This window comes from Actinoplanes sp. NPDC051513, assembly GCF_044454685.1.
In the GTDB taxonomy this organism is placed as follows: Bacteria; Actinomycetota; Actinomycetes; order Mycobacteriales; family Micromonosporaceae; genus Actinoplanes.
On sequence record NZ_JBITDW010000007.1, the window covers coordinates 85237 to 103902 of the forward strand.

Below are 18666 nucleotides of genomic sequence, written 5' to 3' on the forward strand. Positions count from 1 at the left end.
GATATCGTTCGAGCCATGGATATCGCTCCTGTCTCGGACGGCGTCGAGGTCTTCCGGCTGGCCGACGTGGCGGTCAAGCACACCGCCGCGGACGCCGCCGACGTGGTGTCGGGCGCGCCGACGCTCGGCACCACGGCGATCACCACGCTCGGGGACTCGGGCGTCGAGGTCGGCGTCTGGGAGATGAGCGTCGGCGCGGTGCGGGACGTCGAGATCGACGAGGTGTTTCTCGTGCTGACGGGCTCGGCGACCATCACCGTGGGCTCGTCCGCCTTTCAGGTCGGCGCCGGTGATCTTGTGCGGCTGACCGCGGGAACGTCGACCACGTGGGAAGTCACCTCGCCGCTGCGGAAGCTCTACATTGCCTAGTCTTTGATCTCGCAGCCGCTCCGGGCCGGGCTGCGGGTGAGCTCGATGACGGCGTCGAGGCGGTCGCGCGTACGCGTCAGCTCTGAAATTTGCTGATCTATGCGGTTGCGTTCCTCCTGCAGGCGGGCTCGCGACTCAGGGGTGCTGACCTTGGCGTCGACGCAGGGGAGCAGCTCGGCGATCGTGCGGCTGGTCAGGCCGGCCGCGTACAGGTGCTGGATGAGCTGCACCCGGTCGACCGCCGCCGACACGTAGATTCGCTGGCCGCTGCCGCTGCGGTCGCTCATCAGCAGGCCCTGCTCCTCGTAGTAGCGCAGCGCCCGGACGCTCACGCCCGCCTTGGCGGCCAGTTCACCGATGCGCATAGTGACCTCCGTCGCCACACTTGCCTCTGACGTCAACGTCAGGTTCTAGCGTAACCGGCATGCAGATTTCCGGATCAATCGCCCTGGTCACCGGGGCCAACCGCGGTCTCGGCCGCGAGTTCGCCACCCAGCTCCTCGCCCGCGGCGCCACGAAGGTCTACGCCACGGCCCGCTCGGCCGGAAAGGTCGACATCCCCGGCGCCGAGGTGCTGCCGCTGGACATCACCGACCCCGACTCGGTGGCGGCCGCCGCACGCGCCGCCTCCGACGTCACCCTGCTGATCAACAATGCCGGCATCTCGACCGGCGCGAACCTCGTGAGCGGCGACCTCGACCTGCTGCGGCGGGAGATGGACACGCACTTCTGGGGCACGCTCCGGATGATCCGGGCGTTCGCGCCCTCCCTTTCCGGCGGCGCGATCCTCAACGTGCTGTCGGCGCTCTCCTGGTTCGCCTACGACGGCGCCGGCGGTTACGGCGCGGCCAAGGCCGCGGAATGGAATCTGACCAACGGCGTACGCCTGGAGCTGGCCACCCAGAAGACGCTCGTCACCGCCCTGCACCTGGGAGCGGCCGACACCGACATGATGGCCTGGTACGAGGGCCCCAAGACGGCGCCGGCCACGGTGGTGGCCGCCGCGCTCGACGGGATCGAGCAGAACCGGCTCGAGGTCGTGGCCGACGAGTGGAGCGCCACGGTGAAGGCCTCACTCGCCGACGACCCGAGCCGGTTCTACACCTCCATCTAGCGGTAGGCGCGCACGTCGGCCACCGACCACCAGCTGCCGGACGCCGCGGTCAGGGTGAGGCGGACGTAGCGGACCGGGTGACCGCGCAGGTCACCGGTAGCGAACTGACCCGCGCCGACCGACCGCATCGGCCCCCAGGTAGTGCCGTCGGTCGACGCGGTGATCGTGTAGCCCCGCGGGTAGTCGCCGGTCGAGGCGCCGGTGTCGAAGACGATCCGGCCGATCCGCTGCACCTTGCCCAGGTCTATCTGCAGGTACTGGCCCGGCTCCTGACCCGCGCCGGTGCTGAAGCGGGTGCTGGCGTCGTCGTCGACCGCGTTGGCCGGCACGTCGGCCGGGGAAGCGACCGAGGCGGTGGCCGTCCAGCCGGTGGGCGCGATCGGCCGGTCGTCGCTGTGGCCGCGCCAGACGAACGTGGCGAGCGCGCCGCCCGGCAGCGTGTAGCTGAACTGCCGGTCGCCGAAACGGACCGCGACGGCCTGCGGGTTGTCGTTCTCGTTGTGCGCGACCAGGACCGTGCTGCCGTCGGGGTTGACGAACGCCACGTCCATGACCTGGCCGTTCCAGCCGGTGGTGCCGAACGACGTGCTCGCCACCCGGGTCGCGCCGGGCCGGACGAAGCGGGCGAGGTGGCCGAGCGTGTAGTACTCGGCGTTGCGGGTGACGTTTCCGGCCTGGTCGACGGTGACCACGCCGGTGCAGGTGCCGCAGCCGCCGGTGTGCGGCCCGTTGGTCTCGTCGAGCGCGAGGTTCCAGTTCACGACCGTCTTCGCCCAGTTCCGGGTGTTCCCGATGATCAGGTTCCGGGCGTGCCACTTGAGCGTGTCGGAGAACGTGTTGGCCGGGTCGCCCGACTGGCTGCCGGAGCACTCGGTGAAGTAGATGTCCGAGCGCGGGAACTCGTTGTGCAGCGCGGTCATGGCGCTGGGGTCGCCGTAGTAGCAGTGGTACGCGGTGCCGGCGATCCAGCGGGCGGCCGGCGACTCCAGCAGCTCCTGCGGGTAGTGGTCGATGTCGGCGACCTCGTCGGGCGGGGTGTTGGCCGCGTCGTTGGGGTGCTCGGACCAGTTGTGGTCGTACCCGAGGATCTTGGTGTCGAGGTGGTTGACGCGCAGCATCGGGCCGAGCTGCTCGATCACCTTGGCGGCCTGCCAGGACGGCAGATCCATGCCGGGGTACCCGCTCGGCGCCCGGTTCTGCGGCTCGTTCTGCACGCTCAGGTAGTCGACGCGGACGCCTTCCTTCTGGTACGCCTGCACGAACTTCAAGAGATAGGCCGCGTACGCCCGGTAGATCGCCGGCGAGTCGATGAGCCGTCCCCCGATCAGCGACCCGTTGGTCTTCATCCAGGCGGGCGGCGACCACGGCGTACCCATGATCTCGAGCTCGGGATTTCGCCGGGCGGCCTCGCGCAGCAGCGGCAGGATCTGTGCCTTGTCGTGCGCGATGCTGAAGCGCCGCAGCATGTAGTCGGTCTGCCCGGCCGGCACGTCGTCGTAGGTGTAGGCCGGCTCGTCGGTGAAGTCGGAGGCCCCGATCGGCTGCCGCAGGAAGTTGATCCGGTCCCGCCCGAACAGATCGGCCATGACGGCGGACCTGGCGTCGCTGTCGAACCGGTAGAGGACCGCCGCCGAGGAGTCGGTGATCGACGCCCCGAAACCGGTCATCGTCTGAAATTCCCGATTCGGGTCGACGACGATCGTCGGCGTCGAGGTGTCGGTCGCCTTTCCGAAGGCAACAGTGCCGGCATCGGTCAGGCGATACGTCCCGCCCGGCGAGCTGAGCCATACGTGGGCGGTGTGGCTGGGCTCGTGGGCGGTGCGGCTGGACTCGTGGGCGGCCGCGGGAACGGGCGCGGCGGCGAGGAGAAGGGCGGTCAAAGCGGCGGTTCCGAAGCTGGCCATGGGCGTCTCCCGATGTAACAAGCTGAAACAACACCGAAACGTTTCTGCTAAGGGGTAGGTAACCATCAGGCTCGGCGAACGTCAATGTCTATGCTTCGGTCATGAAACAAGGCCGGGTAACGGTCCGGGACATCGCGGCGCACGCCGGGGTCTCGATCGCGACCGTCTCCCGCGTGCTCAACGAGCAGGCCCACGTCGCGCCGGAGACCCGCGACCTGGTCCACCGCACCATCGAGCGGCTCGGCGGCCGGGCGTCCGGCCGACGGCCCGCCGGGAGCGGCGCGATCTTCCTGCGCTGCCCCTACCTGCTCACCGACTACTTCGGACTGATCGTCTCCTCCATCGCCGAGACGCTCGACCTGCACGACCGCCAGCTGGTCCTCAACGCCGGCGAGGCCACCCAGGAGCACGACGTGCTGCCCACGCTGGCCACCCGCGCCGGCATAGCCGGGGCGATCGTCGTGCTGCCGCCCGAGCCCGGCGCCGAGCTGGTCGCCCTGCAGGAGGCGGGCTTCCCGTTCGTGGTGGTCGACCCGCGCGAGACGGTCCCGCGCGACATCGCCGCCGTCTCGGCCGCCCACTTCGCCGGCGCCCGCAGCCTCACCGGCCACCTGACCGGGCTCGGCCATCGCCGGATCGGCCTGATCGCCGGTCCGGACAACTGGCTGGCCAGCACCGCCCGGCGAGCCGGCCACGTGTCCGCGCTTGCCGACGCGGGCGTGCTGCCCGACCCCGCCCTGGCGCTGCCCGGCGAGCCCACGGTCCGTTTCGGCTACGAGGCCGCCCAGCACCTGCTCGACCTGCCCGACCGCCCCACCGCGCTGCTGGGCTTCAACGACAAGGCCGCCTCCGGCGCCCTGGCCGCGGCCGCCCAGCGCGGCCTGCGCGTACCGGAGGACCTGTCGATCGCGGGCTTCGACGACATCGACCTGGCCCAGGCCACCCGGCCGACGCTGACCACGGTCCGCCAGCCGCTGCAGGAGATGGGGCGCATCGCCGTGAGCCTGCTGCTACGCCTGCTCAACCGCCACCGCCTCGACGCGCTGCACCTGGAGCTGGCGACGGAGCTGATAGTCCGCGACTCCACCGGCCCGGCCCCTAGTATCGATAGTTAGATTAACTATTAGCCTCGGGAGCCTTGTGGGGGCACACATCGATGCCTGAGGATGTGAGCCAGCGGCGCCGCGTCCCCTACCGCTCTCATCCCCAGAGGTATCGGATCGTGGCGAGAAGACTGTTCCGACGCGCCCTCGTGGCGACAATTGCCCTGCTCACGGTGGCGGCCACCGGGCTGGCCGTGCACACGGCCGAAGCGGCCGCGGCGGCGACCTTCAAGGTGCTCGCGTTCTACAACGGCACGTGGGACGCCGCGCACATCGATTTCGACAAGGAAGCCAAGGACTGGTTCCCGAAGGCCGGCGCGCAGTACGGCTTCAGCTGGGAGGCCACCACCGACTGGAGCCGGCTCAGCGCCTCGGGGCTGGCCGGGTATCAGGTGATCATGTTTCTCGACGACGGGCCGCCGGCCGAGCGGCGGGCCGCGTTCCAGCAGTACGTGCAGAACGGCGGGGGCTTCCTGGGCTTCCACGTCAGCGCGTTCACCACCAGCGCGAGCGACTGGAGCTGGTACTACAACACGTTCCTCGGCTCGGGGAACTTCGTCTCCAACACCTGGGGGCCGACCGCCGAGACACTGAAGATCGAGGACCGGAACCACCCGTCGACCGCGGGGCTGCCGGCCACGATCCAGTCGTCGGTCTCCGAGTGGTACTCGTGGAGCAACGACCTGCGGCAGAACTCCAACATCGACATCCTGGCGTCGCTCGACGCGTCCACCTTCCCGGTGGGCACCGACCCCAACCAGCAGTGGCGCAGCGGCTACTACCCGATCATGTGGACGAACAAGAACTACAAGATGCTGTACGCCAACTTCGGCCACAACGGCATGAACTACGACACCAACACCCGCACGTCCTCGACGTTCGAGAGCGCTCAGCAGAACCAGTGGCTGATCAACGGATTGCTGTGGCTGGTTGGCAGCCCGGCAAATCCGACAAGTCCCCCCACCACGACTCCGCCGACCGGACCGGATCCGAACACCTGGTACTCGCTCGTCAACAAGAACAGCGGGAAGTGCGTCGACGCCAAGGCGGCCGGCACCGTCAACGGCACCGCGATCCAGCAGTACGCCTGCAACGGCAGCACGGCCCAGCAGTACCAGCTCGTCCCCACCGGCGGCGGCTTCGCGCGGGTCAACAACCGCGGCAACAGCGCCCAGGCGCTGGACGTGACCGGCGTGTCCGCCGCGGACAACGCGAAGATCCAGACCTGGACGTACGGCGGCGGCGCCAACCAGCAGTGGCAGGCCGTGGCCGAGGGCAACGGCTACTACCACCTCGTCAACCGCAACAGCGGCAAGTGCCTGGACGTGCCGGCCGCGAGCACGGCCGACGGCGTTCAGCTCGTGCAGTACTCCTGCAACGGCACCGGCGCGCAGAGCTTCAAGCTGCAATAGCGGTATAGCTCAACCGAAGCGTCCGTTGACGTAGTCCGCGGTGCGCGGGTCGATCGGCTCGTTGAAGATTTTGTCGGTCGGCCCGTGCTCCACGATGTGCCCGGGCGTGCCCTGCTCGGCCAGGAAGAACGCGCATTGCCCGCCTTTCGGCAGACCCGGGGTTCGGTTAACGACGGACGAATGCGCGCCATGGTTTGGCGCGGGAACGGACGAGAAGGTGTGCAACGCTCACCGGCGCGGGTCGAGCCCCACGATCTCGGCGGCGGGGATCAGATCGAGGGCTATCGTTGCAGCTTGCTCGGCCTGTATGCGCCTTTGATAGTCGCGGCTGGAGACGGCGACGACGGCCTCCCCCGCCATGATCCGCCAGCTCCATGAGGACGGGCCGGCGCGGACGATGACGACCCGCAGGTCGGCGATTTCGCGCTGGAGCCGGAGCACGGCCGCCTGGCAAGATTGGGCATCCGGATAGGCGATGGGGGCCCGGGCCAGGTCACGGTTGTTGGTGGCCAGCAACCGCCAGCTCATCGAGCCGTCCAACCGGTGCCGAAGGATCCGAAAGCGCGCTGCTGCCACGAGGTCTCCTAGAGGGGCGCGCTGGAGAGATCATCGCGCGCCCCATACCGTGGCGGCCTTCCGTACACAGCCGACGCACAGCGCGTGAACAGCAGGCTTTAAAGAAGCGACATCAGGTCAGTGGCAGTGCCGGGCCGTGGATTTCGGGACGTCGAGAGCGGGGTTGCGGTCGAAGAAGCCGGACGGCTTGAGCGTGAACCCGGCGTAGTCGACTGGCATGATCGGCCAGTCCTCGGTCCGCGGGAAGTGGGTCAGGCCGAACGTGTGCCAGAGGACGATGTCCTCGCCGTCGATCGATCGGTCGGCCGCCGTCCAGGCCGGCAGCCCCGCGCCGGCCGGGCTCTGGTTGACCAGATCACCGGCGGGGTAGCGCTCGTCCGGCGAGTACCGGGTGACCCAGAGGTGCCGGGTGGCGAAGGCCGCGCGGGCATGGATGGACGACGATTCGTCGGCGAGCAGCAGCGGCAGCCCGGCCGGGTGCAGCGCGTAACCGACCGGCTGGCCGAGCCGGTTGGTGACCTCGGGGTTGACGACCTGCCAGACCCGGCCGGCCGCCGGGTCGGCGAGCCGCTGCCCCGCGGACTCGGACGCGAGCCGGGTGACCCGGCGGGCGAACGCGTTGCCGTACGGGTTGTCCGGGCCGACCGGCACCCGCACCGCGTCGATCTCGTCGACCGCGTTGCGCACGCCGTCCACGGTCATGTCCAGGCGGGCCGAGAAGAGATGCTGGTGGAACGGCGCGCCGAGACCGGGGGCGATCTCCGTCGCGTACGGATAGCCCGCTCCTGGATAGGCGGACGTGAAGACCACCCCGGTCGCCTTGGCCTCGAGCTGGATCGTCCCGTCGAGGTACAGGTACCAGTAGAAGCCGTAGTCGTAGTTGCCGATCGTCACGAAGAACGAGACGACCAGGCGGCGCTGGCGGCGGGTCTCGGACATCTCGTTGAAGAGGTCGGTGTGCTTCCACAGCACCCCGTAGTCCTCCTCGTGCATGCAGATCGCGTTCGGGATGACCCGCGGCGCGCCGAGCTCGTCGACCAGCGTCGCGTCGAAGTAGTGGATCTCGCCGAGGCAGTCGCAGCCCAGCTCCAGCGGGTTGGTGTACCGCGCGAACAGGTACTCGCCGGTGTCGAAATAGTTCTGCCAGAAGCGGGCCGGGGACGGGTCGGCGTAGGGCACTACCATCTCGGCGATCGAGGCGCGGTAGACGATCGGCCGGCCGTCGAACGAGACCTGGTTGAGGATCAGCCCCTCGCGCATGTCGAAGCCGATCCGCAGCTGCCACTTCTCCCAGGTCACCACGTCGTCCTCGACGCTGAAGCTGGGGCCGTCCGGCTGCGTGATCTCGATGGTCCGGAGGGTCTCGCGCGGCGGCGTCTCCCACTCGGCCTTCTCGCGCGGGATCGGGTGCTGCTCGTGGTCGTGCACGGCCAGCGCGATGCGCTCAGTCAGGTCCACATAGGCGACAAGACCATCGATCGGGTACGCCCACACGAGCTCTTTCGGATCCGGCTGGTGGAATGCCAGCACCCGGATCATCCGCCGCCCCGCCTCGTTCTCGTAGCCGAAGCTCCCGGCCGACAGCGGACAGGCGCGCACCTCCTCGACCGGCAGGCCGCGCTTCTCGAGGGCGGCCAGCCACTCCGGCGACTCGGCCAGGATCTCCTCGATGACCATGAACTCCTCGTCGAGGATCGGCAGCTGGCCGCCGGCCGGGTCGAGCTCGTCGATCGAGACGATCGCGCCGGCGGTGAGGTCGATCCGGCAGTCCCGGCCGAGACCGGTTGCCCGGTCGAGCAACAGCACCCGCACCTCGCGCGGCACGGCCTCGCCGGCCAGCACCGGGCGCTTGTCCGGCTCGACGAGCCCGAGGTAGGCGAAACGCGTGCTCTCGGCGAGCGCGCCGGCGTTCTCGAGCAGCGAGCGGGCGGCGTCGATCTCGTCTGCGGTGAGCCGGGAGAGAGGATGCGGACTCATGCGACGTTCCTCCAGAGTGGTCGGTTGAGCTGCGTCAACCTACCGCCGGATTGTTTCGCCGACCAGAGATCAAAGCCCATCAGTGGGGATTTGAAGGGCTCCTAGTGGGGTGACCTGCTCGCGCTCGTCGGTTGTGGCCGGTGCTGCGCCCATAGGCCGGTCCAAGCGGCGAGGTCGTGCACCCACGGATCGGGGCTGGTCTTCGCCTTGGCGGACCACTTTGCCGCATTCCGGATGGCGAAGTGGTCCAGTGCTTCGATGCCGGCTGTATCCCAAGCCGGGAACCGGGCCAGCCAGTCCTCGGCTTGGCCGGGAGTGTGACCGCTGCCGATGAGCCATTGGACGAGCAGGGCCAGTTCGACCCATGGTGCTGCCTTCGTCGCATACGCCCAGTCGACAATCCGTAGGCTGCCGCTGGTCACGATCAGGTTGGCGGGGTTGAGGTCGGTGTGGACGAGCGTATCGCCGTCCATTGTTGGGTGGGAAAATCCGAGTCGGGCCAACGGGTTGAACAGGGGTAGATCCGGCGGCGACGACCTGTTCAGGTCGTATATGGCTGCGGCGAGCAGGTCAAGATCGGGGCTGCTTGGCGACAGGTCGGCGTGGGGGCCGTCGAGCTGTTCGAAGCCGGCCACCAGCCAGCCGCCGGTCTCGAAATGCCATTGAATCGCTGGTGAGTGAGGCGGCTCGAGTGCCTCACCCACCAGCAGTTCGTAGCGCAGTGACCGGACGCCCAGATCAGTGTGGGCCGCCTTCACGAACACCTTCCCCGCGGTTCCGGTGACCGTTGCGGCGATTTCCGCATGGTCGCCGTGCATGGCGGGGATGGCGTGAGATCCGCCGATTCTGTCAGCTATCTCCTTCGTGACGGCTTCCGGTAGAGCTGTCCAGTCGATGCGCATCGGCTCTCTTGGGCCCTTTCAGACGCCCGGGTTCGGCGGGCAGCAGGACTCCGCCTCGCCGTCCCAGAATTCCATGTCGATGGCGTAGCCGGTTTCGGCCAGCGCCTTCATCGTGTACTGCTTCGCGGTGCCGTTCTGCATGGCCTCGGTCAGGATCGGGCGGTGGTGCACGAAGTCCCCCGCGATCGCGTCGCAGGCAGCGGCGTAGGGCTCGGTGTTCTGCAGGCAGGCGTGCCAGACGGCGTCGATCGGGGCCGTCGGGACGACGCGGTAGGACTCGCCGGTCGGCAGGAGCATCCCGAACGCGGGGTCGTTGCGGAGCCCGTCGGCGTGCGCTTTGAGGAAGATCAGGAACTGACCGAGCGCCCGCTCGGCGTAGTGCTGGCTGACTTCCTGGCGGGCGGCGAAGAAGCGGGCGAGCTTGTCGAAGGTCTCCGGGTCGACGAGGGACTGGGGGTCTTTGCCGGTCTGCACCGGCATAGCGGTCGTGACGGTCACGACTCCTCCTCGGATCTATGGATCGCCGACGCCTGGCGCGTCGGTGGAATCCCGTATGAACGGATCAGTCATTGACGCCTCAGACATAGTCGACGTCCGGTTCGGTGCGGGCTGCCTCGAGCAGCTCGGCGGCAAGGGCCACGTCGTCGACCGAGGCCAGCCACTTCACCAAGAGGGTTCGCGCCTCGTCGATCTGCTCGGCAAAGGCGGCAAGGTCAACAACGCGGTCGGGTGGGATCACACGCCGGAGCGGAGCCGACCTGATCGCGGCCTGGGCCAGCTTCTCGCCGATCCAATGGCCGGTGCGTTCGCGCATCACGAAGGTCAGATGGATGCTCTGGTCCTCTTGACCACGCGTGTGTGGGCTATGCATGCAGCCTCGGGGCAGCACGAGAACCTGTCCCGCGCGAAGGTCGAACTCGTGGTCAGGACCAGCGGCCTTCAGCCGGTTGACGACTTCGCGGCCCGGCGGGGCGTTGGAGGCCAGGTAGTCACGATGGGGTTCCTCGACGACCGGCTTCCAGATCTGCCAAGTCTTGCGGCCGACCACCTGGTAGACGAAAACGCTGCTCTGGTCCCAATGATGGTTCAGGCCCTGCGCCCCCGCTGGGCTGACGAAGCCGGCGACGTAGCAGCCGTACCCGGTTTCCCCCTGGATCGCTGAGCACATCGCGTGCAGCGGCGGATACCAGCGGTTGATGTTGCGAAGTTGGAGGCTGTATCCACGGCCACGCCAATTCCCGACCTTCGCCGGGTCGAGGTCGCCGGCCGTCGTGTACGCGCGAGGGTGCAGTGCAGCGCCAGACATGATGACGATGACCTTGTCGGCGGGCATAGCGCAGCTGTCGACGTAACGGTCGAGCACTTCTGCGTTGATGATCAGCGGAAGCTTGGACTCCGCCGGAAGCTCATGGATCGCGGGCTTCGTAGGCCACTCGCGCATCAGACCGCTGAGATAGGCGTCATTGAACAACATCCTGAGAGACATCAAGTCCTCCTGTTACCTGAGGCGGCGGGGAAGGCCGCGCCGCCTCAGGCTCGTCGACCACCATCGACAAACGCCGCTAGCGCGCGAGTGGGAGCGACGAGACCGTGACACGACGAGCGTTGACCAGCTCAGGTCGGCTGGCACCCGGCAGCCGGACCGGCAGTCGCAGACTTCGCGAGAGGATCGCCACCGCGCTCTCGCGTCGCCAACACGGCCCCGGTGAGCCGCACGCCAGACAGGCGCCGGTTGCGCTCGACGTGACGTGTTCGTCCAGAGTCGCTTGAGCGTCGCCGAGCAGGCGCTCAGCCGAGATCGAATAATAAGCGTTCTCTTCCATAAGCTCTCCCCGCGCGGCGTGGCGAAATTCGGTGCCGCGAACCTTCACACATTCCGAATGATCAACAATCATGCGGAAACCGAATCGATGTCGTTCTGCTCGTCAACGGCATTTCCTTTTGATTGACTGCATCACGGTACGATCAGGAATTGGAGCACGGAACTGACCACGAGTACGGGTGGACGGCAAGGAATGAGAACGCCAGGAGGGGCGTCATGGCACGCAGTTTGGGTACACTGACTGGCGGTCAGAGTTCGCGTGCGTCCGGCCTTATTTCAGGCTTCGTGTTGCGACTTGCGCGGCAGTCTGCCGCCATGACGCAAGATAGATTCGCCGAAGTCCTAGGCGTCGATGTCACCACGGTCCAGGGTTGGGAGTCGGGTCGCCGACCGCTTTCGGCGGTTGGTGCCGGCGACTTTCTCCGCATGTGCAGTCGTCTGTCCCGCATGGGAGCCCCCGCGTCCACCGGGCGTCACCTTCGTGAGGCCATCGAGGCAGATCAGGTCCTGGCGACTGGTGTTGCCGCCGGCGCCACCTGGATCAGCCCGGACGGCCATCCACTGGCAGCGAGCGTTCACCGCTGGACGATCACCAACCTCATCCTGTGGCCGATCCTTGGGAACACGCCACAGCACCTGCGCGAGTTCGTGCCCCGGACCCCTCGCCGTGGTCCCATGCCCACCCACCCCATGTTGACCACGGAAGAACGAACTCGCCTTCTCGACCATCTCCTCACCATCGCGGAACGCGCCAAGCACACCAACGAGGCCCTACTCCGCCGCCAAGCGGTGTATCTGCTCGGCTTCGATGGCCGGCCGGAAGCGGTCGAGTGGCTCCGCGCCGAGTGGAAACGCGCGTGCCGCCGACGGCCGGCAGAAGGCAACATCACGGAACTCCTGGAGGCCCGCTCCGCATCTGTTGCCCTGGCGGTGACCGGCGACAATACCTACCTCCACGACTTCGTCGGTCACATGAAAAGCCAGACCGAAGAGATCGCGAACCTGAACTATTGGGCGTACTGGATCGGAGAACTCAGCGACGAGCAGACAAGCGACACGTTCATGCTGCAGGCAGATACGCGATCATGGACCGGTGTCCGGATGATCCAGCACCTACTGCACCGCCTCGACCCCGCGTCGCCTCACCTTCCGCTGAATCTTTCAACCGTGCACACGCTGGTGGCGTCCCGTCCGTCCTTGCTCAGCGGGGCCCCTGCCACTCGCAGTTCCCTAGCCGAGGTACTCGATAGGCTCGCGTCCAGCAACGCCCTGGATCGCCACGAACGTGATCAGCTCGCGGGACTCCAATACGCATTACGCATCGCTGACCGGTTAGGGGAACGAACGTGCCAGAGGACGCTGAAGGGCTCGCCGAATTCGCGTATGAACTCGGGCTGCTGAAACGCGTCCGGCGCTCTGGCTGGTGGCACGCAGGCGTAAGCGACCCCGAGTCAATCGCCGATCACACGATGCGTGCAGCTCAGCTGGCCGCACTCATCGCAGCCGAGGAGGGAGCCGACCCCGCACGAGCGGCGTTCTTGGCCCTGTGGCACGACAGCCAAGAAACACGCACCGGCGACCTGCCGCACACCGCGACCGCCTACCTGGCCAAGCCTGATCCGCGCCAGATCACCGTCGATCAGACACAGGGGCTTCCTTGGCGATCCCGCGAGCTGGTCCGTGGCGCCGTGGACGAATACGAGTCGCGCCAGACCCTCGAGGCCCGATGCGCAAAGGACGCCGACAAGCTGGACATGCTGCTGCAAGCCGTCGAATACCGCGATGCCGGGGTGCAGCGCACGGATGGCTGGATCGACTCGGCACGCAAAGACCTCTATACCGAGACCAGCCGTCGCATCGCCGAGGCGGCCGTCAACATGTCGCCGCTGTCGTGGCGTGACCGCTGACCGCGCGGTTCTACAACCGGGAGCCGATGTCCCCGCCGCACGAGTGAGGGCAGACTGGTCGCATGGCGCAGTCCACCCCCACGGCCCCGATCGATCCCAGCGCGCTCGACGCCGTCTTGCGGCCGTTCGGCCAGTCCCGCATGCTGCCCGCCGCCGCGTACACCGGCCGCGAGATCTTCGAGTGGGAGCAGCGCCAGTTGTTCGCCGGAGCGTGGGTCTGCCTGGGCCGTGCCGACGAGGTTCGCCAAGGGCAGAGCCAGCAGGCCTTGACCGTGGGCGGCATCGGTGTGCTGCTCACGTTCGACGAGGAAACCGTCCGCGCGTTCGCCAACGTGTGCCGGCACCGCGGGCATGAGCTGCTGCCGGAGGGCGGGGCGGCCGACCGGATCGCCGTGGTGTGCCCGTACCACGGCTGGGCCTACCGCCTCGACGGCACGCTGAGCACCGCGACCGCCATGCGCGAGCTGGCCGACTTCGATCCGGCCGAGCACGGCCTGGTCGAGTTGCCCGCGGTGGTGTGGGAGGGCTGGCTGTTCGTGAACGCCGACGGGAGCGCGCCGCCGTTCGCCGAGCACCTCGGCGAGCTGGACGGCCTGCTGCGTCCGTACCGGTCGGCGGAGCTGCGGCTGCGGGCGGCGCACGACTACCGGGTCGCCGCCAACTGGAAGGTGATCGTCGAGAACTACCAGGAGTGCTACCACTGCCCGCAGATCCATCCCGAGCTGTGCCGCGTCTCGCCGCCCAACTCGGGCGACAACTGGGATCTGCCGGGCGCGTGGGTGGGTGGCTCGATGGATCTGCGGGAGCACGCCGAGACGATGTCGGTCGACGGCCGGGGCGCGGGGGTGTTCATCGACGGCGCGCCGCAACGCACTGTGCGCTACATCGCGCTGTTCCCGAACCTGCTGGTCTCGGCCCACCCCGACTACGTGATGACGCACCGCCTGTGGCCGGTGGCACCGGGCGTGACCGAGGTCGAGTGCCGCTGGTACTTCCCCGAGGAGATCACCGATCCGGCGTACGCGGTCGACTTCTGGGACCTCACCAACCGCCAGGACTGGGCCGCGTGCGAGTCCGTCCAGCGAGGCGTCGGCTCCCCGCATTTCCGGCCGGGACCGCTCGCCCCGAACGAGGACGCGGTGTACCGGTGGACGACGCTGATCGCGCGGGCCTACGCGAGCGGCCGCCTCGACCTGGCATAGAGGCGCGGCGAGGTCCATAGCTCCGCCGGACCGGCCATCAGCCAGCCCACCGCGCCGGTGAGCGCCAGCGCGATCATCGAGATCAGATAAAGCCACGCGTACGCCGACGCCCAGGTCACCTCGCCGGCGTGCAGCAGCAACGCCACCACGGCCGCGCCGCCCGCCACCAGGTAGTTGATCGCGCCCACCCGCTGCCGGTCGGGATCGCCCTCGCGGATCGCCAGCACCGAGCCGAGCCCGAACACCAGCGCCCACGCGCCGAGCGCCGACACGTCGAGCTCGGACACCGGCCACGGCCACATCCCCGCGACGGAACCCGGGAAGATCAGCGCCAGCAGCCCGGTTGCCCCGCCGATCGCCGCGACCAGCGCCACCGGCAGCACCGTGAACCAGACCCGCGGCTCGGCCCGCGGCGAGGGCCGGCCCGGCGCCCGCAACTGCCCGATCAGCAGCGCGACACCCGCGATCACCGCGACGATGTGCACGAGCAGCCAACCCCACGCATAGCCGAAGGCCACGATGTCGCCGCCGCCGAGATGGGTCTCCCCTCGGTACCGCAGTGTCACCGCGAGCATCAAAATCATGAGCAAGAGCGTGCTCATGTACGCGACGCGTACGTCGACCCAGCGACGCAAGCGCGAGGCGGCGACGAGCATGGCCAGACCGCCCAGATATCCCGCTCCCATCGTCGCTGCGGACAGCGGCGACCGGAAGGTCCAGGCGAACCCGCGTCCACCGAGGACGAACAGGACAAGCACCTGGAGGCCGGCACAGAACGCCAGCGGAAGGAGGAAGCCGCCGCGCGCCGCGGCGGTCATGTCTCTCTCGGAGGGTGACATCCGGTCACGTTACCAGCGAGTAACGTGACCGGATAGGCCCCTTCACGCCGTCCGAAGTGCCTCCGTCGGCGAGAGCCGCGCCGCCCGCAGCGCCGGCACCAGCCCGGCAATCGCGCCGATCACGACGGCCGCCACGATCCCGCCGACCCACGCCTCGACCGGCACCACCACCTGCCACCCCTTGCTCTGGGCGTAGATCACGGTGGCGGCCATGCCGGACGCCACCCCGAACGCGCCACCCAAGACGGTGAGCAGGATCGCCTCGGCCAGGAACTGTGCCCGGATCTGCCGCCGGGTGGCGCCGAGCGCCCGTCGCAGGCCGATCTCCGAACGCCGTTCCAGCACCGAGATAATCATGATGTTGGCGACGCCGACCGCACCCACGATCAGCGCGACCACGCCGAGCCCGAGGAAGAGGCTGTCGAACGCGCCCTCGGCGGCGGCCCGCGCGGTCAACGCGTCGGACGGCTGGCTGATGTCGACCTCGTTGGGCGCCTCCGGGTTGGCCGTCTGGGCCAGCACCCCCCGCACCGCGTCGACCCGGTCGGTGCCGGTCCGCACGTAGAGCGTCGCGGGCGGCCCGGCCACCGCCTTACCGGCCGCCATCTCGGTGTAGCCGAGGTAGCGCTGCGCCGCCGGGTATCCGATCAGGACGCTGCTGTCCAACTCACCGGCAAGCGCGGACGGCGCCAGGATCCCGGCGACGTAGAACCACTGCCCGCCCAGCCACACCCGCCGGCCGGGAATGACCCGGTCGAAGCCGAGCCGCTTGGCCGCCGACGCCCCGAGCACCGCGACCGGCTGGGTGGCGGTGGCCTCGTTCAGCCAGCGCCCCTGTGCGACGTCCGCCGCCACCACCGACGGCAGGTTGAGGCTGGCCGCTCGCACCGACAGCGCGTTGGTGCTCACCTCCGGGATGAGCGGGGAGCGGTAGACCTTGGCGCTATCGATCACGGCGGTGTGCGCGACCGTCTCGACCCCGTCCAGGTTGCCGACCCGGGCGGTGGCCTCGAGCGGCAGCGGGGCGGCCTCGCCGCCGAACGAGTGCCCGGCGCCCGCGGTCAGCAGGTTGGTGCCGAGCCGGTCGATCTCGGCGAGCAGGCCGGCCTGCGACGACGAGGAGAGCCCGAGCACGGCCACGATCGCGGCCACCCCGATCGCGATGCCGAGCCCGGAAAGCCCGGCACGCACCTTCCGGGCCCGTACCCCGATGCTCGCGACCCTTGCCTGGTCAGAGAACCGAAGCCGCATGGCTGTCCCTCACGATCCGCCCGTCCAGCACCTGCACCTGGCGCGGCATCTCCAACGCCAGATCGTGGTCGTGGGTGATCACGATGATCGTCGCCCCGCCCGCGTTGAGCTCGTGGAGCAGCGACACGATGCTCGCCCCGGTGGCGCTGTCGAGGTTGCCGGTCGGTTCGTCGGCCAGCACGATCGCCGGTCGGCCGACCAGCGCGCGGGCGATCGCCACCCGCTGCCGCTCGCCGCCGGAGAGCTTGGCCGGCTTGAAATGCGCGCGGTGCGACAGGCCCACCCGTTCGAGCGCCTCGGTGGCCCGCCGGCACCGGGCCCGGGCCGGCACCCCGGCGTAGAGCATGCCGTCGGCCACGTTCTCCAGGGCCGTGGCGTGCGCGGCCAGGAAGAACTGCTGGAAGACGAAGCCGATGTCGCGGGCCCGGACGTCGGCCACCTGCCGGTCGCCGAGCCGGGCCGCGTCCACCCCGTTGATCCGCACCACGCCGCTGGTCGGGCGCTCGAGTGTGCCCATGATGTGCAGCAGGGTCGACTTGCCGGAGCCGGACGGCCCGACGACTGCGACCAGCTCGCCGGCGCCGACGCGCAGGTCGATCCCGTGCAGCACCGACACTTCCCCGTACGCCTTCACGACGTTCACCAGCTCGAGGACGGGCTCGCTCATGTCGACGGCACCACCACTCGGTCGCCGGCCTCGAGGTCACCGGTGACCTGCACCATCCCGGACGAGTCGTCGAACATGCCGAGCTTGACCGGAACCGTTTGGCGCGCCCCGGCCGCGTCGACCCGCTCGACCGCGAAACCGCCGCCGTCCGTGCCGATCAGCGCGGTGACGGGCACCTTCAGGGCGTTCTTCACCCCGGCGGTGGTGATCTGCACCCGCACCTCGGCGGCGTCCAGTGTCCCGGCGTCCTTGGGCTTGTCGAGGGTCAGGTAGGCCGGGATGGTCACGTTGCCCTCCTTGTCCATCTCGGCGACCGTGCTGATCCGGCTGACCTTGCCGGTGGTCACCTTGTTGTCCGGCAGCGTGATCGTCGCCTTGTTGCCGGCCTTGACCTGGGCCTGCTGCGACGCGCTCAGCTTCACCTCGACCTCGCGGCGGGTGGTGACGGCCGAGCCGAGCGGGCTGCCCGGGCCGGCCCGGCCGCCGAGCTGGGCGGTCACGCCGGCGATCCGTACGGGGCCGGGCAGCACCACGGCGTCCGCTCTTTCCAGATCGTCATCGTCGAGCAGGTCGTCGAGTCCCGCCGCCGTCTCCCAGGTGAAATCGTCGCCGTCGTCGGCGTCGTAGCCGAGGTCGCGCAGGTTCTTGTTGAGGATGGCGACATCCCAGCCCTCGTCTCCCCGGGACAGGTCGCGGTAGAACGGCCGGCCGCCGCAGAGCAGCAGCACCGGCTGGTCGTCGACCCAGTACAGGACCTGGCCGCAGGAGACGATCTGGCCGGCCGCCGGCAGCTTGGTGTAGGTGCCCGCCGCCTGGTTGACGATCGGATAGTCGCTGCCGTCGGCCTGCTTCGCGTACGAGAGGGTGCCGGTCAGGCTGACCTGCCCGTTGAGCGAGCCCTGCTGGACTTGCGCGGTGGCGACGCCACCGGCGGTGGCGCCAGTCGTGAGCGGGGCCGTCCCGCCGGAGGCCGAGCGCGACCAGAACACCCCGCCGACCGCGAGCGCGGCCACGCCGAGCAGCGCCGCGCCGTACTTGAGGAGGCGTCCCATCAGCTGCCGGCCGCCCCGCCGGGGAGCTGGTCCCGGCACTTCGTCTGCGCGTCCTTGAATGCCTGCGAGTTGGGGTCGACCCCGGAGCCCTGCCCGATGATCATCCCACCGTCGGCCTGCGGGTCGGGCATGTTCGGCACGCCGTTCTGCCGCATGCACTGCACAAACTTGAGCATGTCGGCCTGCTGCTGGGGGTTCCCCTGCGCGCCGGCGCCCTCCGGCGCGTACTCCTTGCACTTCTCCTGGGCCTGTTTGAAGGTGTCGCTCTGCGGGTTGAGGTCGCTGCCCGGTTCGGCCCTCAGCTGGATGCGGCCGTTGGCGTCCGGGTCGGGGAAGCTGGGCACGCCGTTCTGGCGCATGCACTCGGAATACTTCACGGCCTTGTTCTCGGTGCTCGCCGTCGAGGGCTGCGCGGCCGGATCGTCGCCGCCGCCGCACCCGGCCAGGCTGAGCCCGAGCGCCAGCAGGCCGATCGAGAAAACAGTTCTCATTCGCATGCCGAGAAGTTCTACGGATCCGGCAGTCACACGCCGGTCCGCGCGATGGTGACCTCGGTGTGACATCGGATC

21 protein-coding genes are annotated in these 18666 nt (G+C 68.9%); 7 read left to right on the forward strand and 14 right to left on the reverse strand.

Features of this window, described 5'->3' with window-relative positions; translation table 11 throughout:
* Positions 1-15 precede the first annotated feature (15 nt).
* Positions 16-369, forward strand: a complete 354-nt coding sequence (locus ACIA5D_RS23380; RefSeq protein WP_396032276.1) for a cupin domain-containing protein — start codon at positions 16-18, stop codon at positions 367-369.
* Here the strand turns inward: ACIA5D_RS23380 and ACIA5D_RS23385 are convergent.
* Positions 366-734 (reverse strand): MerR family transcriptional regulator, encoded by a 369-nt coding sequence (locus ACIA5D_RS23385; protein WP_396032277.1) that lies wholly within the window; start codon positions 732-734, stop codon positions 366-368. The two genes, ACIA5D_RS23380 and ACIA5D_RS23385, sit on opposite strands and share 4 nt — an antisense overlap.
* Positions 735-793: 59 nt before the next feature.
* Here ACIA5D_RS23385 and ACIA5D_RS23390 point away from each other — a divergent pair, with 59 nt between their 5' ends.
* Positions 794-1483 (forward strand): SDR family oxidoreductase, encoded by a 690-nt coding sequence (locus tag ACIA5D_RS23390; RefSeq protein ID WP_396032278.1) that lies wholly within the window; start codon positions 794-796, stop codon positions 1481-1483.
* Here the strand turns inward: ACIA5D_RS23390 and ACIA5D_RS23395 are convergent.
* Positions 1480-3387, reverse strand: coding sequence for a discoidin domain-containing protein (locus tag ACIA5D_RS23395; protein WP_396032279.1), 1908 nt, complete (start codon positions 3385-3387; stop codon positions 1480-1482). The genes ACIA5D_RS23390 and ACIA5D_RS23395 overlap by 4 nt on opposite strands.
* Positions 3388-3488: 101 nt before the next feature.
* On the opposite strand from ACIA5D_RS23395, the gene ACIA5D_RS23400 reads away from it, so the two are divergent.
* Both ACIA5D_RS23400 and ACIA5D_RS23405 read left to right on the forward strand, forming a co-directional pair.
* Positions 3489-4502 (forward strand): LacI family DNA-binding transcriptional regulator, encoded by a 1014-nt coding sequence (locus ACIA5D_RS23400; RefSeq protein ID WP_396032280.1) that lies wholly within the window; start codon positions 3489-3491, stop codon positions 4500-4502.
* 107 nt (positions 4503-4609) lie between these two features.
* On the forward strand, positions 4610-5902 hold the full coding sequence (locus tag ACIA5D_RS23405) for an RICIN domain-containing protein (protein ID WP_396032281.1): 1293 nt from the start codon (positions 4610-4612) through the stop codon (positions 5900-5902).
* 9 nt (positions 5903-5911) lie between these two features.
* On the opposite strand, the gene ACIA5D_RS23410 is transcribed toward ACIA5D_RS23405, so the two are convergent.
* The 7 genes from ACIA5D_RS23410 to ACIA5D_RS23440 form a co-directional block, all read right to left on the reverse strand.
* On the reverse strand, positions 5912-6127 hold the full coding sequence (locus tag ACIA5D_RS23410) for a hypothetical protein (RefSeq protein WP_396032282.1): 216 nt from the start codon (positions 6125-6127) through the stop codon (positions 5912-5914).
* Positions 6128-6130: 3 nt separating this feature from the next.
* Positions 6131-6430 (reverse strand): hypothetical protein, encoded by a 300-nt coding sequence (locus tag ACIA5D_RS23415; protein ID WP_396032283.1) that lies wholly within the window; start codon positions 6428-6430, stop codon positions 6131-6133.
* Positions 6431-6595: 165 nt separating this feature from the next.
* Positions 6596-8455: a primary-amine oxidase gene (locus tag ACIA5D_RS23420; RefSeq protein WP_396032284.1), complete on the reverse strand. Its 1860-nt coding sequence runs from the start codon at positions 8453-8455 to the stop codon at positions 6596-6598.
* 101 nt (positions 8456-8556) lie between these two features.
* Complete coding sequence (locus tag ACIA5D_RS23425) at positions 8557-9357, reverse strand: phosphotransferase (RefSeq protein WP_396032285.1); 801 nt, start codon at positions 9355-9357, stop codon at positions 8557-8559.
* Positions 9358-9375: 18 nt separating this feature from the next.
* Positions 9376-9855: a hypothetical protein gene (locus ACIA5D_RS23430; protein ID WP_396032286.1), complete on the reverse strand. Its 480-nt coding sequence runs from the start codon at positions 9853-9855 to the stop codon at positions 9376-9378.
* A 79-nt stretch (positions 9856-9934) separates the two neighbouring features.
* Positions 9935-10843, reverse strand: a complete 909-nt coding sequence (locus ACIA5D_RS23435) for a JmjC domain-containing protein (protein ID WP_396032287.1) — start codon at positions 10841-10843, stop codon at positions 9935-9937.
* Positions 10844-10919: 76 nt separating this feature from the next.
* Positions 10920-11252: a hypothetical protein gene (locus tag ACIA5D_RS23440; RefSeq protein ID WP_396032288.1), complete on the reverse strand. Its 333-nt coding sequence runs from the start codon at positions 11250-11252 to the stop codon at positions 10920-10922.
* 143 nt (positions 11253-11395) lie between these two features.
* Here ACIA5D_RS23440 and ACIA5D_RS23445 point away from each other — a divergent pair, with 143 nt between their 5' ends.
* The 3 genes from ACIA5D_RS23445 (at position 11396) to ACIA5D_RS23455 (ending at position 14288) form a co-directional block, all read left to right on the forward strand.
* Positions 11396-12580: a helix-turn-helix domain-containing protein gene (locus ACIA5D_RS23445; protein ID WP_396032289.1), complete on the forward strand. Its 1185-nt coding sequence runs from the start codon at positions 11396-11398 to the stop codon at positions 12578-12580.
* Positions 12526-13086, forward strand: coding sequence for an HD family hydrolase (locus ACIA5D_RS23450; RefSeq protein WP_396032290.1), 561 nt, complete (start codon positions 12526-12528; stop codon positions 13084-13086). Before ACIA5D_RS23445 ends, ACIA5D_RS23450 begins: the two co-directional genes overlap by 55 nt.
* A gap of 62 nt (positions 13087-13148) precedes the next feature.
* Positions 13149-14288 (forward strand): aromatic ring-hydroxylating dioxygenase subunit alpha, encoded by a 1140-nt coding sequence (locus ACIA5D_RS23455; RefSeq protein ID WP_396032291.1) that lies wholly within the window; start codon positions 13149-13151, stop codon positions 14286-14288.
* On the opposite strand, the gene ACIA5D_RS23460 is transcribed toward ACIA5D_RS23455, so the two are convergent.
* The 5 genes from ACIA5D_RS23460 to ACIA5D_RS23480 are packed head-to-tail and all read right to left on the reverse strand — an operon-like array spanning position 14258 to position 18594.
* A complete protein-coding gene (locus ACIA5D_RS23460; RefSeq protein ID WP_396032292.1) occupies positions 14258-15127 on the reverse strand; it encodes a hypothetical protein in 870 nt (289 codons plus the stop codon). The two genes, ACIA5D_RS23455 and ACIA5D_RS23460, sit on opposite strands and share 31 nt — an antisense overlap.
* Before the next feature lie 42 nt (positions 15128-15169).
* Positions 15170-16378, reverse strand: coding sequence for an ABC transporter permease (locus tag ACIA5D_RS23465; protein ID WP_396032293.1), 1209 nt, complete (start codon positions 16376-16378; stop codon positions 15170-15172).
* Positions 16359-17045 carry an ABC transporter ATP-binding protein gene (locus ACIA5D_RS23470; protein WP_396032294.1) on the reverse strand — a complete coding sequence of 229 codons (687 nt, stop codon included), beginning with the start codon at positions 17043-17045 and terminating at the stop codon, positions 16359-16361. The genes ACIA5D_RS23465 and ACIA5D_RS23470 overlap by 20 nt, the downstream gene beginning before the upstream one ends.
* Positions 17042-18097 carry an efflux RND transporter periplasmic adaptor subunit gene (locus ACIA5D_RS23475; protein WP_396032295.1) on the reverse strand — a complete coding sequence of 352 codons (1056 nt, stop codon included), beginning with the start codon at positions 18095-18097 and terminating at the stop codon, positions 17042-17044. The genes ACIA5D_RS23470 and ACIA5D_RS23475 overlap by 4 nt, the downstream gene beginning before the upstream one ends.
* Positions 18097-18594 carry a hypothetical protein gene (locus ACIA5D_RS23480; protein WP_396032296.1) on the reverse strand — a complete coding sequence of 166 codons (498 nt, stop codon included), beginning with the start codon at positions 18592-18594 and terminating at the stop codon, positions 18097-18099. The genes ACIA5D_RS23475 and ACIA5D_RS23480 overlap by 1 nt, the downstream gene beginning before the upstream one ends.
* Positions 18595-18666: the final 72 nt, after the last annotated feature.

What these genes read in the sequence shown, in the direction of transcription:
- ACIA5D_RS23380 (WP_396032276.1), top strand. Translation starts at nt 16, where the DNA reads ATGGATATCGCTCCTGTCTCGGACGGCGTCGAGGTCTTCCGGCTGGCC.
- ACIA5D_RS23385 (WP_396032277.1), bottom strand. Translation starts at nt 734, where the DNA reads ATGCGCATCGGTGAACTGGCCGCCAAGGCGGGCGTGAGCGTCCGGGCG.
- ACIA5D_RS23390 (WP_396032278.1), top strand. Translation starts at nt 794, where the DNA reads ATGCAGATTTCCGGATCAATCGCCCTGGTCACCGGGGCCAACCGCGGT.
- ACIA5D_RS23395 (WP_396032279.1), bottom strand. Translation starts at nt 3,387, where the DNA reads ATGGCCAGCTTCGGAACCGCCGCTTTGACCGCCCTTCTCCTCGCCGCC.
- ACIA5D_RS23400 (WP_396032280.1), top strand. Translation starts at nt 3,489, where the DNA reads ATGAAACAAGGCCGGGTAACGGTCCGGGACATCGCGGCGCACGCCGGG.
- ACIA5D_RS23415 (WP_396032283.1), bottom strand. Translation starts at nt 6,430, where the DNA reads ATGAGCTGGCGGTTGCTGGCCACCAACAACCGTGACCTGGCCCGGGCC.
- ACIA5D_RS23420 (WP_396032284.1), bottom strand. Translation starts at nt 8,455, where the DNA reads ATGAGTCCGCATCCTCTCTCCCGGCTCACCGCAGACGAGATCGACGCC.
- ACIA5D_RS23425 (WP_396032285.1), bottom strand. Translation starts at nt 9,357, where the DNA reads ATGCGCATCGACTGGACAGCTCTACCGGAAGCCGTCACGAAGGAGATA.
- ACIA5D_RS23435 (WP_396032287.1), bottom strand. Translation starts at nt 10,843, where the DNA reads ATGTCTCTCAGGATGTTGTTCAATGACGCCTATCTCAGCGGTCTGATG.
- ACIA5D_RS23440 (WP_396032288.1), bottom strand. Translation starts at nt 11,252, where the DNA reads ATGATTGTTGATCATTCGGAATGTGTGAAGGTTCGCGGCACCGAATTT.
- ACIA5D_RS23445 (WP_396032289.1), top strand. Translation starts at nt 11,396, where the DNA reads ATGGCACGCAGTTTGGGTACACTGACTGGCGGTCAGAGTTCGCGTGCG.
- ACIA5D_RS23455 (WP_396032291.1), top strand. Translation starts at nt 13,149, where the DNA reads ATGGCGCAGTCCACCCCCACGGCCCCGATCGATCCCAGCGCGCTCGAC.
- ACIA5D_RS23460 (WP_396032292.1), bottom strand. Translation starts at nt 15,127, where the DNA reads ATGTCACCCTCCGAGAGAGACATGACCGCCGCGGCGCGCGGCGGCTTC.
- ACIA5D_RS23465 (WP_396032293.1), bottom strand. Translation starts at nt 16,378, where the DNA reads ATGCGGCTTCGGTTCTCTGACCAGGCAAGGGTCGCGAGCATCGGGGTA.
- ACIA5D_RS23470 (WP_396032294.1), bottom strand. Translation starts at nt 17,045, where the DNA reads ATGAGCGAGCCCGTCCTCGAGCTGGTGAACGTCGTGAAGGCGTACGGG.
- ACIA5D_RS23475 (WP_396032295.1), bottom strand. Translation starts at nt 18,097, where the DNA reads ATGGGACGCCTCCTCAAGTACGGCGCGGCGCTGCTCGGCGTGGCCGCG.
- ACIA5D_RS23480 (WP_396032296.1), bottom strand. Translation starts at nt 18,594, where the DNA reads ATGCGAATGAGAACTGTTTTCTCGATCGGCCTGCTGGCGCTCGGGCTC.